Raw genomic sequence first — 13,370 nt, forward strand, 5'->3', positions numbered from 1 at the left:
TGTGCCTGTTGCGGAGACCTGCTCATGCACCCCACATCTTTGTCTCCCGTCCCTTTACGGGTCGGGCTCGGCCTGCGCCGCGGGCTGTTGCCGGAACTGCTGGCCATGGAAACTGACGCCGTGGACTTTCTCGAATGCGCACCGGAAAACTGGATTGCCGTAGGTGGTGCCTACGGCAAGGGGCTGGCGCAGCTGGCCGAGCGTTTTGCCATTACCTGCCACGGGCTATCGTTGTCGCTGGGTGGCAGCGAGCCGCTGGACCGACATTTCCTTGGCCAGACCCGCCAGTTTCTCGATCGCCATCAGGTACGCCTGTACAGCGAGCACCTGAGCTACTGCAGCGATGACGGGCACCTGTACGACCTGATGCCAATTCCATTCACTGACGAAGCGGTGCGCCATGTGGCCGCGCGGATTCGCCAGGCCCAGGAATACCTGGAACGGCGCATTGCCGTGGAAAACATCAGCTACTACGCCGCGCCATACCAGGCGATGAGCGAACTCGATTTCATCCGTGCGGTACTTGATGAGGCCGACTGCGACCTGCTGCTGGACGTCAACAACGTCTTCGTCAACGCCTGCAACCACGGCTATGACGCCCGCGAATTCCTTGCAGGCTTGCCCCTGGCGCGGGTGACCGGCATGCACGTGGCCGGCCATTACGATGAAGCGCCGGACCTCAAGGTAGATACCCACGGGGCTGCGGTAAAGGAAGATGTATGGGCGCTGTACGCGGTCGCCTGTGCGCGCTTCGGTGTGCAACCGACCGTGCTCGAGCGTGATTTCAACTACCCGCCGCTAGCCGAACTGCTCGCCGAAACGGCGCGCATCAGCACTGTGCAGCGTGTTTCGGGAGGGCATGCAAATGAATGAGACCTTGCGTGAGCAGCAGTACACCTTGGCCCGGCACCTGCGTGACCCGCAGCGCCATGCGCCGCCGCCTGGCATAGAGGCCCGGCGGCTGAAGATTTACCGCGAGCTGTTCTATGGTGCTATCGAAGGTTTGCTGGCCGGCAGTTTTCCGGTGATGCGCCAGGCGTTGGGCGAACAGCGCTGGCATGCGCGAGTGCGAGATTTCTATGCCAACTATCGCAGCCAGACACCGTTGTTCACCGAGATTGCCGAAGCGTTCGTCGAGTACCTGCAAGGCATCGAGCTGGATGCGTCCTGGCAGTTGGAGCTGGCGCACTATGAGTGGGTCGAGGCGCAGTTGTATCTGAGCGATGCCGAGGACCCGGCCCATGACCCGGCAGGCGACCTGCTGGAAGGGGAGCCACTGTTGTCGTGCGTGGCACGGGTGTTGGCCTATCGCTGGCCGGTGGAGCGGATCGGGGCGGATTACCAGCCAGCGGTCGCACCAGAGACGCCGACCTTGTTGCTGGTTTATCGCGATGCGGAGTTGAAAGTGCGCTTCGCGCGCCTGGCACCGCTGGCGTACCGGTTACTGGCCTTGGAACAGGGCAGTGGGCGGGTGCGGTTGGAGGCGTTGGGAGGTGGTATGGAAGAGGGGTTGGCGTTGCTGGAGGGGCTGCGCGAGCAGGGGGTTATCATCGGTACAGGTTGAATCGTTGGTATGGGGGGCGCTTTGCGCCCCATCGCCGGCAAGCCGGCGATGGGCTGCAACGCAGCCCCGGCGAAATCACCTGCAGAACCGCCCCCTGAGCCAATGATCCAGGCTCAACCTCCCAGCCCCTTTCAGCAGCAGTGGCAGCAACGCCACCAGGTAGATCAGCGGCAACTTGAAGTTGCCAAAACCCTGGTCGGTAATCGCATACCCTTGGGCCAGCTCGGCCAGGCTCGACCAGTGCGCCGGCCAATGCACCGCGGCAATCGCCACCACGGTCAGCACCATCAGCCCCAACGAGGCCAGCCGGGTACCTAGCCCCAGCAACAGCAGTAACGGCAGGATCAGCTCCGCCCACATCGACAGCTGCCAGTTCAGCTCTGCAGGCAGCAGGTTGAAGGGGAACGGGAAGTTCGCTTGCAGGTCGGCGAACCAGTTGCTGCCATTGAATTTCTCCCAGCCGGATTCGAAAAATTCCCAGGCCAGAAACAGCCGCAACGGCAGGTCGGCGCTCCAGGTACCGAAACGGTCGAAGGTGGTCAGGGTGCGGGTCAAGGTAGTCATGCTGGTTTCTCTCTTCAGGAAAGGGCACGGGCGTTACGGCGTTGCTGACGGGCCAGCTTGGCGGTGAGCTTGACGGCGATGGCGCTGAACATCAGGGCGAACGCCAGCGGGTACCAGCCGCCCATGGGGATGCGTTTGTAGAACGACAGGCAGAACACCGCGGCCAGTACCCACATGCCGGTGCTGTGCAGGGCCTGCCAGGCACGGCCACCCAACAGGCGCATCGGGGCCTTGAACGAGGTGATGGTCAGCAGCAGCAGGAACAGGTAGCCGAGGGTACCGGGCAGGCTGGAGGTGAGCGTGCGGCCGGCCCAGAACAGCTCGGGGAATTGCTGGGCGTAGCGGTAGATCAGTACGCCATGCACGGTGTGGGAAAAGGCGAATGCCAGCCCCAGATAGCGCCGTTCCTGGAGGAGGCGGCGGCTGCTTGTGCCAGGCAGCAGGGTCACCAGCGACGAAGCCAGGAAGGCCAGCAGGAATAGCGCGAAGGAGCTGCGCGCAGTGGCACGGATCGCGCTGCGCAGGCCGTCGGGATCAGGTTGGCTGGCCAGGACCATGGCGGTCATCGCCAGGGTCAGGCCGGCGAGCGTGGCGAACAGCTTCCAGCCGGAGGGAAGGGTGAGGGGTTTCATCAGGGAGGCTCCCGGGGTGTGGTTGTGTGACCGGAAGTGTGTCGGGGAGGGGTATCTGCAGTGTGTCGGCGGTGGTGGGGTTGTGTATCGGATTGTAGAAGTCGCTCAAGCGCCGCAGTCCCTGTAGGAGCGGCCTTGTGTCGCGATGGGCTGCGAAGCAGCCCCAGGTTTTCAGCTTCGGCGCATGAATTGCCGGGGCCGCTTTGCGGCCCGATCGCGACACAAGGCCGCTCCTGCCTGAGATTGCCTTACCTCAGCTCGATCTGCGCGCACAGCCCGCCGCTTGCGCGATTGCTCAGGGTCAGTCGGCCACCCATGGCCTGGATCAGCTGGTGGGCAATCGCCAACCCCAGCCCGGTGCCGCCGGTGCTGCGGTTGCGTGAGCCTTCCACGCGATAGAACGGCTTGAGCACTTCATCCAGTTCGTCACCAGGTATGCCTGGCCCGTTGTCGAGCACGCGGATCACGGTCATGTCACCCTCGCGGCCCACCTCCAGCTCGGCAGCACCGGCAAACTTGAGAGCGTTGTCCACCAGGTTCACCAGCACCCGTCGCAGCGCATGGGGGCGAGTTTCCAGCAGGCTGCCGCTGCTGCCATGGCGCTCGACCCGGGCGCCACTGTCCTGGTAGTCGAACACCAGGCTGTCGAGGAAGGCATCGAGGTTCACCCGGCACGGTGCCTCGGTGCTGGTGTCCATGCTGCGGGCATAGGCCACGCCTTCGCGCACCAGGTGTTCCATCTCGCCCAGGTCGCTCCACAGCTTGTCCTTTTCAACCCCGTCGTCCATCACTTCGACGCGCAGTTTCATGCGCGTGATCGGCGTTTGCAGGTCGTGGGAAATGGCTGCCAGCAACTGCATGCGTTCCTTGAGGTAGGCAGCGATGCGCGCCTGCAGGGCGTTGAAGGCCACGGCGGCGTAGCGCACCTCGCGCGGGCCGCTTTCATCCAGCTGCACGCCAGGCTTGTCCGGGTCGAGGTTGTCCACCGCGTGGGCCAGGCGGGTCAGCGGGCCGATCGCCAGGCGTACCGCCAGCCAGGTGCACAGCAACAGCACGGCCAACTGGATCAGCAACACCACGGGCAGCCAACGTGCCACCGGAACCGGCGATGGGGTTACGTCGATGGTCAGCGGTGCGCCATCAGCGAGGGTCAGGTGTGCCTGGAAGTGCGCGTTCGGGCCGGGGATTTCCTGGAAGGAAAGGCGATAGTCGGCGCCAATGGCCTTGACGATCGAGTCGGCAGCCATGGGCGGGTCGCTGCTGGGCATGGCTTCGCCCGCCAGGCCATGGTCCAGCCGGTAGCGGTAGGTACGCCGCTCCAGGCGTGGCAACCAGGCGGCGCGCTCGGCCGCGGGCAGGCGGTCGAGGATGGCCACCGAGGTGGCCACGTCCTGCTCCAGGGTGCTGAGCATCATCGAGCGGCTGCTGATGTAGCGCTCGTAGGCCTGCAGGCCGAACGACAGGCCGTAGGCCAGCACCAGGCCGGTGAAGAAGATCAGTGCCAGGCGCGAGGCCAGGGTACGTGGCCACTTCATGATGGCGACTCGAGCAGTTGCACCGGCAGCGAGAACACGTAGCCCTCGCTGCGCACGGTCTTGATGCAGCTGGGTTCGCGGGCGTCGTCTCCCAGGCGCTGGCGCAGGCGGCTGACCAGCAGGTCGATGGATCGGTCGAAGATGTCGGCTTCGCGGCCTTGGGTCAGGTTGAGCAACTGCTCACGGCTCAGCACCCGCTGCGGGTGGTCGAGAAACACCCGAAGCAGGCGATATTCGGCACCACTCAGGGCAACCAGGGTGCCTTCGCTGTCGAGCAGATGGCGCGCGGTGGTGTCCAGCCGCCACTGGCCGAAGCCGAGCAGGCGGCTGCTTTCGCTGATGGTCAGGTTGGGCGGCAGCATGCGCGTGCGGCGCAGCACGGCGTTGATGCGGGCCAGCAGTTCGCGAGCCGAGAACGGTTTGGTCAGGTAATCGTCGGCGCCCATTTCCAGGCCGATGATGCGGTCGGTTTCGTCGTTGCGCGCGGTCAGCATCAGCACCGGGGTGTTGCGGTGCTTGCCGGCGCGCAGCTCGCGGCACAACAGCAGGCCGTCGTCGCCGGGCATCATGATGTCCAGGACGATCAGGTCGACGCTGTTGGCTTCGAGAAAGGCGCGCATCTGCCGGCCGTCGGCGACGATGCTGGTGCGCAGGCCGTTCTTTTTCAGGTAGTTGCCGACCAGTTCGCGGATTTCGCGGTCGTCGTCGACGATCAGGATGTGATCGACGTGTTCCATGCGCTGCGTTCCTGTGCAAGAGGGGATGGGCGCAGTGTACCGAGCGTGTTCGCCCTTGCCTGCGGGGTTTTGTATTGCAGTGTATCTGGCGTGCGGACAGACACAGGAGGAAGCACATCACCGCTTCGGGCGACACATACGGGATACCTGGCTGGCGTGAAATGGCTCTCGACCGGGGAGCACACCTCCCCACCCCCAAAGCGTTACACAGGAGAGATGCCATGAAACTCAATACCTTCGTCAGTGCCAGCCTGTTCGCCGTGCTCAGCTTCGGCGCCATTGCCGCCCAGGCCTCCACGATGCCGATGAACGATACCGGGGTCATGCAGTACCGCTACGGCGACCACCTGGATGTGAAGAAAGTGCTGTCGATACAGGATGACCAGAGTGATGCTTGCGGCCTGGTGAACACCCGCATGGACTACCTCGACTCCAAGGGCCAGCAGCAGAGCGTGCAGTACCGTACCTACGCCACCGGCGGTTGCCATGAGAATTGATCGCCGCTTGTTGTTGAAGGTTGGCGGCATTGCCCTGGCGCTGGCCGGCCTGGGCCTGGCTGGGCACCTGATGGCCCGCGACAGCTACGGTGCCATGCCGTCGCTGTCGGGAGCCAGCCAGTGGCTCAATTCGGCGCCGCTGGATGGCCCCGGGCTCAAGGGCAAGGTGGTGCTGGTGGACTTCTGGACCTGGGACTGCATCAACTGCCGGCGCAGCCTGCCCCATGTGAACGAATGGGCGCGGCGCTATGCCGACCAGGGCCTGGTGGTGGTCGGCGTGCACACCCCGGAGTACGACTACGAGCACGATGTGGGCACCTTGCGTGACAAGGTGGCCAGGCTGGGGATCGGTTACCCGGTGGCGGTGGATAACGACTACAAGGTGTGGAATGCCTGGGGCAACCAGTTCTGGCCGGCGCACTACTTTGTCGACCGCAAGGGGCAGGTGCGCCATGTGCACTTTGGCGAGGGGGATTATGGGGGGCAGGAGCAGGTTATACAGGCGTTGCTGGATGAGAAAGAGTGAGTGGTCTGTGCCGGCCTCTTCGCGGGTGAACCCGCTCCCACAGGTACTGCACCGCTTGCAGGCTGTGCGATCCCTGTGGGAGCGGGTTCACCCGCGAAGAAGCCAACAACGATCTGTCAGGTGAAACTGGCGAAATGCGCCTGCATCCGCGCCGCATCCGCCTGGCGCCCGCTGAACAGCTCGAACGCCTTCACCGCCTGGAACACGGCCATATTGCTGCCGTCCAGGGTGCGGCAGCCCAGTGCCCGGGCGGCGCGCAGCAGTTCGGTTTCCAGCGGGAAGTAGATGATCTCCGCCACCCACAACTGCGCATGCAGCAGCTCCACCGGCAGCGGCGTGCCCGGCAGCTTGGCCATGCCCACCGGCGTGGTGTTGACCAGCCCGTCCGCTTCGGCCAGGGCCGTGGCCAGGTCAGTGCCGACCACGGCGCGCCCGGCACCGAAATGGGCATTCAGGTTGTCTACCAAGGCTTGCGCACGGGCCGCATCCACTTCGAACAGCACCAGCCGCTCGACCCCTTCACCCAGCAGGGCATGGGCTACGGCGGAACCGGCGCCACCGGCACCCATCTGCACCACCTGGCGCCGTGCCACGTCGGGCAGGCCACGGCGCATACCTTCGGCAAAGCCCAGGCAGTCGGTGTTGTGACCGACCCGCTTGCCGTCCTTGAGCACCACGGTGTTCACCGCGCCGATGCCGCGGGCTTCGTCCGACAGTTCGTCGAGCAACGGCAGGATCGCCTGCTTGAACGGGTAGGTGATGTTGAGCCCGGTAAAACCGGTGTGTTGGGCGGCGTCGAGCAAGCCGGGCAGGGCGCTGTCGTCCAGGTGCAGCTGGTCGGCATCGATCAGCCGGTACAGGTAGCGCAGCGCCTGGGCATCACCTTCGTGTTCGTGCAGGGCTGGGGTGCGCGACAGCTGGATGCCGCGGCCGATCAGGCCGGCGAGGATGGCTTGCTGGCTCATGCGCCGTGCTCCTGCACCCTTTCGGCGAAGTGGCTGATGGCCATGCGGTAGCCATGGCTGCCCAGGCCGCAGATGACCCCGACGGCGATGGACGATATGAACGACAGGTGACGGAACGGTTCACGCTTGTGCACGTTGGACAGGTGCACTTCGATAACCGGCACTTCGCTGGCCACCAGGGCATCGCGGATGGCCACTGAGGTATGGGTCCAGGCACCGGGGTTGATCACGATGCCGGCGCAGCGACCACGAGCGGCATGGATCCAGTCGATCAGTTCGCCTTCGTGGTTGGTTTGGCGGAATTCAATTTCCAGGCCATGGGCATGGGCAGTATCGGCACAACCCCGGGCCAGGTCGGCGAGGGTTTCGTAGCCGTACTGGGCAGGCTCGCGGGTGCCCAGCATGTTCAGGTTGGGGCCGTTGAGCACGAGAATAATGGGCTTCATTACGGGCATCGCTTTGTTGTTGTTGGATTCACCTAGTTTTGTACCGCCTGGTTAGTTTAGTCAATTGGACTAAACCGCTGTACCAGGAAAGTGGGCGATTATCGAACCCTGCATGTACACATCCCCGGTAGGAGAGAACGCAGGCTGGATTACAGAATTGTAATTTTTCCGCCACCCCCCCGATAAGCACGGCTTTTTACAGTTCCTCGCCAAAGCTCGCCGACGAGGACCTGTTTCGTGCCCATTCCCCGCAAGACCGCCTTGCTCTGTCTGTTGCTGGCCGGCGCCGCCAGCGCCCAGGCCAGCCAGAGCCTGAGCCTGCCCCAGGCGCTTGACGCCGCCTTTGCCCAGAACCCGGAACTGGCCGCGGCTGGCCGGGACATCGGCATTGCCGACGGCGAGCGGCGCCAGGCCGGTCTAATCCCCAACCCGGAACTGTCCTGGGAGGTCGAGGACACCCGGCGTGACACCAGCACCACCACTGTCACCCTCAGCCAAGCGCTGGAGCTGGGCGGCAAGCGCGGCGCACGCATCGCCGTGGCCGGTGCCGGCCAGGCCATTGCCCAACTGGACCTGGAGCGCCAGCGCAACGGCCTGCGCGCCGATGTGGTGCAGGCCTTCCATGCGGCCTTGCGCGCGCAGACTGCGCTTGAACTGGCGCAGCAATCGCAGGCGTTGACCGAGCGTGGGCTGCGGGTAGTGCAGGGGCGGGTGACCGCCGGCCAGTCATCGCCCGTGGAGGCCACCCGGGCCCAGGTGCAGCTGGCCCAGGCCCAGGCCGAAGTGCGCCGTGCACAAACCCAGCGCAGCGTGGCCTATCAGGCCCTGGCACGGTTGACCGGCAGCCCGTTGGCAAGCTTCGACCAGTTGCAGGCCGCCGACCTGTCCCCCGGTGACGCGCCCAGCGCCGACGCCCTGCTCAGCCAGGTCGAGCAGACGGCCGAATGGCGCCTGGCCGCCGCCCAGGTCGAGCGCGGCGACGCGTCCCTCGGGTCGGAAAAGGCCCTGCGCATTCCCAACCTCACCGTCAGCCTGGGTAGCCAGTACAGCCGCGAAGACCGCGAGCGAGTCAATGTGGTGGGCCTGTCGATGCCCTTGCCGTTGTTCGACCGCAACCAGGGCAACGTGCTGGCCGCGGCGCGCCGTGCCGACCAGGCGCGTGACCTGCGCAACGCCGTGGAGCTGCGCTTGCGCAGTGAAACCCGCAGCGCCGTCAGCCAGTGGGCCACGGCCATGCAGGAAGTGCAGGCCTACGACCGCACCATCCTGCCTTCTGCGCAGCAGGCCGTGGACACCGCCACCCGCGGTTTCGAAATGGGCAAGTTCGCCTTTCTCGATGTACTCGACGCCCAGCGCACGCTGATCGAGGCACGCGGGCTGTACCTCGAGGCACTGGCCTCGGCGACCGACGCGCGGGCGCAGGTCGAGCGGATCTATGGCGACCTCGATGGCCTGAGCAACAAATTGAACAGCAGGAGCAACAATGACTAATCCACGCAAGATAGCCCTTCTGGCTGCCGCCATTGCCGCGCTTGGCCTGGGTGGCCTGGCCTGGACCGACAACCTTGGCAAGGCGTCGAGCACGCAAGCCCGGCACGACGACCACGGCGACAGCCACGGCCACGGCGAGGAACAGGCCGGCGAAGGCCACGAAGAAGAAGAGGGCAAGCTGCACCTGTCCATCGCCCAGATCGAAGCGGCCGGTGTGCAACTGGCCAACGCCGGCCCTCGTGAGCTGGGTACCGCCATCAGCTTCCCGGGTGAAATCCGCTTTGACGAAGACCGTACCGCCCATGTGGTGCCACGCGTGCCCGGCGTGGTCGAGGCGGTGCAAGCCGAGCTGGGCCAGGCGGTCAGGCGCGGCCAGGTGCTGGCGGTAATCGCCAGCCAGCAGATTTCCGACCTGCGCAGCGAGCAACAAGCTGCCCAGCGCCGCCTGGAACTGGCGCGCCTGACTTTCCAGCGCGAACAGCAGCTGTGGCAGGAACGCATCAGCGCCGAGCAGGATTACCAGCAGGCCCGCCAGGCCTTGCAGGAAGCCGAGATTGCCCTGGCCAACGCCCGGCAGAAGGTCGCCGCCGTGGGGCCGGCCGGCACCGGCAACCGCTATGAACTACGCGCGCCGTTCGATGCAGTGGTGGTGGAAAAGCACTTGACCGTGGGCGAGGTGGTCGATGAGACCAGCAACGCCTTCACCCTGTCTGACCTGAACCGGGTCTGGGCCACCTTCGCCGTCGCCCCGCGCGATCTGGACAAGGTGGTCACCGGCCGCAATGTCACGGTCAGCGCGCCGGACCTGGGGGCCCAGGTCGAGGGCAAGGTCAACTACGTTGGCAGCCTGCTCGGCGAGCAGAACCGCGCTGCCACTGTCCGCGCCACCCTGGCCAACCCCAACGGCGCCTGGCGCCCGGGGCTGTTCGTCAATGTTGCGGTCAGCGTCGAGCGCTTCAAAGCCGCCGTGGTGGTGCCGGAAAGCGCCCTGCAAACCTGGGAGGAGCAGACCGTGGTGTTTGCCCGCACCGAGGAAGGCTTCGAGGCCCGCCCGGTGAAGACCGGCCGCCGCGACGCCGGCCAGGTGGAAATCACCACCGGCGTTGCCGCCGGAACCCAGGTGGCCGCCGCCGGCAGCTTTGTCCTCAAGTCCGAGCTGGGCAAGGGCTCGGCCGAGCACAGCCATTGATCACGGGGACGCCTGCATGTTCGAACGCCTGATCCAATTTGCCATCGAGCAGCGCCTGGTGGTGATGCTGGCCGTGGTCCTGATGGCTGCGGTGGGTATCCACAGCTACCAGAAACTGCCGATCGACGCTGTACCGGACATCACCAACGTCCAGGTGCAGATCAATACCGCCGCGCCCGGCTATTCGCCGCTGGAGACCGAGCAGCGCATCACCTTCGCCATCGAGACCGCCATGGCCGGCCTGCCTGGGCTCAAGCAGACCCGCTCGCTGTCGCGCTCGGGCCTGTCGCAGGTCACGGTCATTTTCGACGACGGCACCGACCTGTTCTTCGCCCGTCAACTGGTCAACGAGCGCCTGCAAGTGGCACGCGAGCAGTTGCCCGATGGCATCGAAGCGGGCATGGGGCCGATTTCCACCGGGTTGGGCGAAATCTTCCTGTGGACGGTGGAGGCCGAGCAGGGCGCGCTGAAGGAGGACGGCACGCCCTACACCCCGACTGACTTGCGGGTGATCCAGGACTGGATCATCAAGCCGCAACTGCGCAATGTACCCGGGGTGGCCGAGGTCAACAGCATCGGTGGCCATGCCAAGCAGTACCTGATTGCGCCGGAGCCCAAGCGCCTGGCGGCCTACAAGCTCACCCTCAACGACCTGATCGCGGCGCTGGAACGCAACAACGCCAACGTCGGCGCCGGCTACATCGAGCGCAATGGCGAGCAGTTGCTGATCCGCGCGCCAGGCCAGGTGGCATCGGCCGAGGACATCGCCAACATCGTCATCTCCAGTGTCGACGGCACGCCAATCCGCGTCAGCCATGTTGCCCAGGTCGGCCTGGGCGAAGAGCTGCGCTCGGGCGCGGCTACCGAAAATGGCCGGGAAGTGGTGCTGGGCACGGTGTTCATGCTGATTGGCGAGAACAGCCGCACGGTGTCCCAGGCGGTCGCCGCCAAGCTGGTGGAGATCAACCGCAACCTGCCCAAGGGCGTGGTCGCGGTGACGGTGTACGACCGCACCAATCTGGTGGAAAAGGCCATCGCCACGGTGAAGAAGAACCTGATCGAAGGGGCCATCCTGGTCATCGCCGTGTTGTTCCTGTTCCTGGGCAACATCCGTGCTGCGCTGATCACCGCCATGGTCATTCCGTTGTCGATGCTGTTCACCTTCACCGGCATGTTCAGCAACAAGGTCAGCGCCAACCTGATGAGCCTGGGCGCACTGGACTTCGGTATCATCGTCGACGGCGCGGTGGTGATCGTGGAGAACGCCATCCGCCGCCTGGCCCACGCCCAGCAACGCCATGGCCGCATGCTGAGCCGCGCCGAGCGCTTCCATGAGGTGTTTGCGGCCGCCCGTGAGGCGCGCCGGCCGCTGATCTACGGCCAGTTGATCATCATGGTGGTGTACCTGCCGATCTTTGCCCTGACCGGGGTGGAGGGCAAGATGTTCCACCCTATGGCCTTTACCGTGGTCATCGCCCTGCTCGGTGCCATGATCCTCTCGGTTACCTTCGTGCCAGCGGCCATTGCTCTGTTCGTCACCGGCAAGGTCAAGGAAGAGGAAGGCCTGGTAATGCGCACGGCGCGCCAGCGCTATGCCCCGGTGCTGGCCTGGGTGCTGGGCCGGCGCAAGCTGGCGTTCGCCGCCGCCGCCACCCTGGTGTTGTTGTCCGGGGTAATGGCCAGCCGCATGGGCAGCGAGTTCATCCCCAGCCTCAGCGAAGGCGACTTCGCCCTGCAGGCCCTGCGCGTGCCGGGCACCAGCCTGTCGCAATCGGTCGACATGCAGCAGCGTCTGGAACAGGCGATCATTGCCCAGGTGCCGGAAGTGGAGCGGGTGTTCGCCCGCACCGGCACCGCCGAGATCGCCTCTGACCCGATGCCGCCGAACATTTCCGACGCCTATGTGATGCTGCGTCCGCGTGAGCAATGGGGCGACCCGGGCAAGCCGCGTGATGAGCTGATCGCTGAGGTACAACGTGCCGCTGCCAGCGTGCCAGGCAGCAACTACGAGCTGTCGCAGCCGATCCAGTTGCGCTTCAACGAGCTGATATCGGGGGTGCGCAGCGATGTGGCGGTCAAGCTGTTCGGTGACGACATGGACGTGCTCAACCGCACCGCCGCGCAGATCGCCAGCAGCCTGCAAGGCGTGCCGGGCGCGTCCGAGGTAAAGGTCGAGCAGACCACTGGCCTGCCGGTGCTGACCATCGATATCGACCGCGACAAGGCGGCACGCCATGGCCTGAACGTGGGCGACGTGCAGGACGCCATTGCCATTGCCGTGGGGGGCCGCACGGCCGGCACGCTGTACGAAGGTGACCGCCGTTTCGACATGGTGGTGCGCCTGTCGGAAACCCTGCGTACCGATGTCGACGGGCTGGCCAGCCTGCTGATTCCGGTGCCGGCCAGCGCTGCAGCGGGTGCCGGGCAGATCGGCTTCATCCCGCTGTCGCAGGTGGCCACGTTGAACCTGCAGCTGGGGCCGAACCAGGTCAGCCGCGAGGATGGCAAGCGGGTGGTAGTGGTCAGTGCCAACGTGCGCGGGCGTGACCTGGGCTCGTTCGTCGAGGAGGCCGAACAGACGTTGATCGAGCAGGTGCAGATACCACCGGGTTACTGGACACGCTGGGGTGGCCAGTTCGAGCAGCTGCAGTCGGCGGCCGAGCGTCTGCAGGTGGTGGTACCGGTGGCCTTGCTGCTGGTCATGGCACTGTTGCTGATGATGTTCAACAACCTCAGGGATGGCCTGCTGGTGTTCACCGGCATTCCGTTCGCCCTCACTGGCGGGGTGCTGGCGCTGTGGTTGCGGGACATCCCGTTGTCCATATCCGCTGGCGTGGGGTTCATTGCCTTGTCGGGGGTGGCGGTGCTCAACGGGCTGGTGATGATCGCCTTTATCCGTGGCCTGCGGGAGGAGGGGCGTACGCTGCGGGCGGCCGTCGAGGAGGGCGCGCTGACGCGCTTGCGGCCGGTGCTGATGACGGCACTGGTGGCGTCGCTGGGGTTCATTCCGATGGCTTTGGCTACCGGGACCGGGGCCGAGGTGCAGAGGCCGCTGGCGACCGTGGTGATTGGCGGGATTCTGTCCTCCACTGCACTGACCTTGCTGGTGTTGCCGGCGTTGTATCAGTGGGCGTATCGGCGCGAAGAGGTGCAGGAGGGTTGAGCCCCCGGGGCCGCGTTGCGGCCCTTCGCGGGCTTGCGCGATCCCTGTGGGAGCGGGCAAG

At 65.4% G+C, this 13,370-nt stretch carries 13 protein-coding genes; 7 read left to right on the top strand and 6 right to left on the bottom strand.

Annotated elements, in window-relative coordinates:
• Window positions 1-24 precede the first annotated feature (24 nt).
• Window positions 25-873, top strand: coding sequence for an HvfB family MNIO-type RiPP peptide maturase (locus tag MKK04_RS09430; protein WP_241106487.1), 849 nt, complete (start codon window positions 25-27; stop codon window positions 871-873).
• On the top strand, window positions 866-1,564 hold the full coding sequence (locus tag MKK04_RS09435; RefSeq protein WP_241106488.1) for an HvfC family RiPP maturation protein: 699 nt from the start codon (window positions 866-868) through the stop codon (window positions 1,562-1,564). The genes MKK04_RS09430 and MKK04_RS09435 overlap by 8 nt, the downstream gene beginning before the upstream one ends.
• Before the next feature lie 75 nt (window positions 1,565-1,639).
• Here MKK04_RS09435 and MKK04_RS09440 read toward each other — a convergent pair whose 3' ends face one another.
• The 4 genes from MKK04_RS09440 to MKK04_RS09455 form a co-directional block, all read right to left on the bottom strand.
• Complete coding sequence (locus MKK04_RS09440) at window positions 1,640-2,128, bottom strand: HvfX family Cu-binding RiPP maturation protein (RefSeq protein WP_207837383.1); 489 nt, start codon at window positions 2,126-2,128, stop codon at window positions 1,640-1,642.
• Between the two features lie 14 nt (window positions 2,129-2,142).
• The gene (locus MKK04_RS09445; RefSeq protein ID WP_207837381.1) at window positions 2,143-2,760 is read right to left on the bottom strand and encodes a ferric reductase-like transmembrane domain-containing protein; all 618 of its coding nucleotides are present in this window, start codon (window positions 2,758-2,760) and stop codon (window positions 2,143-2,145) included.
• 248 nt (window positions 2,761-3,008) lie between these two features.
• Window positions 3,009-4,295, bottom strand: a complete 1,287-nt coding sequence (locus MKK04_RS09450) for a sensor histidine kinase (RefSeq protein ID WP_241106489.1) — start codon at window positions 4,293-4,295, stop codon at window positions 3,009-3,011.
• Window positions 4,292-5,032 carry a response regulator gene (locus MKK04_RS09455; RefSeq protein ID WP_003250463.1) on the bottom strand — a complete coding sequence of 247 codons (741 nt, stop codon included), beginning with the start codon at window positions 5,030-5,032 and terminating at the stop codon, window positions 4,292-4,294. Before MKK04_RS09455 ends, MKK04_RS09450 begins: the two co-directional genes overlap by 4 nt.
• Before the next feature lie 221 nt (window positions 5,033-5,253).
• Here MKK04_RS09455 and MKK04_RS09460 point away from each other — a divergent pair, with 221 nt between their 5' ends.
• Window positions 5,254-5,529, top strand: a complete 276-nt coding sequence (locus MKK04_RS09460; RefSeq protein ID WP_233694274.1) for a DUF2790 domain-containing protein — start codon at window positions 5,254-5,256, stop codon at window positions 5,527-5,529.
• Window positions 5,519-6,055, top strand: coding sequence for a thioredoxin family protein (locus tag MKK04_RS09465; RefSeq protein ID WP_233687780.1), 537 nt, complete (start codon window positions 5,519-5,521; stop codon window positions 6,053-6,055). Before MKK04_RS09460 ends, MKK04_RS09465 begins: the two co-directional genes overlap by 11 nt.
• A gap of 116 nt (window positions 6,056-6,171) precedes the next feature.
• Here MKK04_RS09465 and MKK04_RS09470 read toward each other — a convergent pair whose 3' ends face one another.
• Window positions 6,172-7,020, bottom strand: coding sequence for a shikimate dehydrogenase (locus MKK04_RS09470; RefSeq protein WP_241106490.1), 849 nt, complete (start codon window positions 7,018-7,020; stop codon window positions 6,172-6,174).
• A complete protein-coding gene (gene aroQ / locus MKK04_RS09475; protein ID WP_207837374.1) occupies window positions 7,017-7,466 on the bottom strand; it encodes a type II 3-dehydroquinate dehydratase in 450 nt (149 codons plus the stop codon). The genes MKK04_RS09470 and aroQ overlap by 4 nt, the downstream gene beginning before the upstream one ends.
• A 237-nt stretch (window positions 7,467-7,703) precedes the next feature.
• On the opposite strand from aroQ, the gene MKK04_RS09480 reads away from it, so the two are divergent.
• From MKK04_RS09480 to MKK04_RS09490, 3 genes are read left to right on the top strand one after another with little or no spacing between them, the layout of a single operon-like run.
• Window positions 7,704-8,957, top strand: a complete 1,254-nt coding sequence (locus MKK04_RS09480; RefSeq protein WP_233687779.1) for a TolC family protein — start codon at window positions 7,704-7,706, stop codon at window positions 8,955-8,957.
• Window positions 8,950-10,146: an efflux RND transporter periplasmic adaptor subunit gene (locus tag MKK04_RS09485; protein ID WP_241106491.1), complete on the top strand. Its 1,197-nt coding sequence runs from the start codon at window positions 8,950-8,952 to the stop codon at window positions 10,144-10,146. Before MKK04_RS09480 ends, MKK04_RS09485 begins: the two co-directional genes overlap by 8 nt.
• Before the next feature lie 16 nt (window positions 10,147-10,162).
• Entirely contained in the window at window positions 10,163-13,309 is a 3,147-nt protein-coding gene (locus MKK04_RS09490; RefSeq protein ID WP_241106492.1) for an efflux RND transporter permease subunit, read from the top strand.
• Window positions 13,310-13,370: the final 61 nt, after the last annotated feature.

Source organism: Pseudomonas sp. LS.1a (assembly GCF_022533585.1).
In the GTDB taxonomy this organism is placed as follows: Bacteria; Pseudomonadota; Gammaproteobacteria; order Pseudomonadales; family Pseudomonadaceae; genus Aquipseudomonas.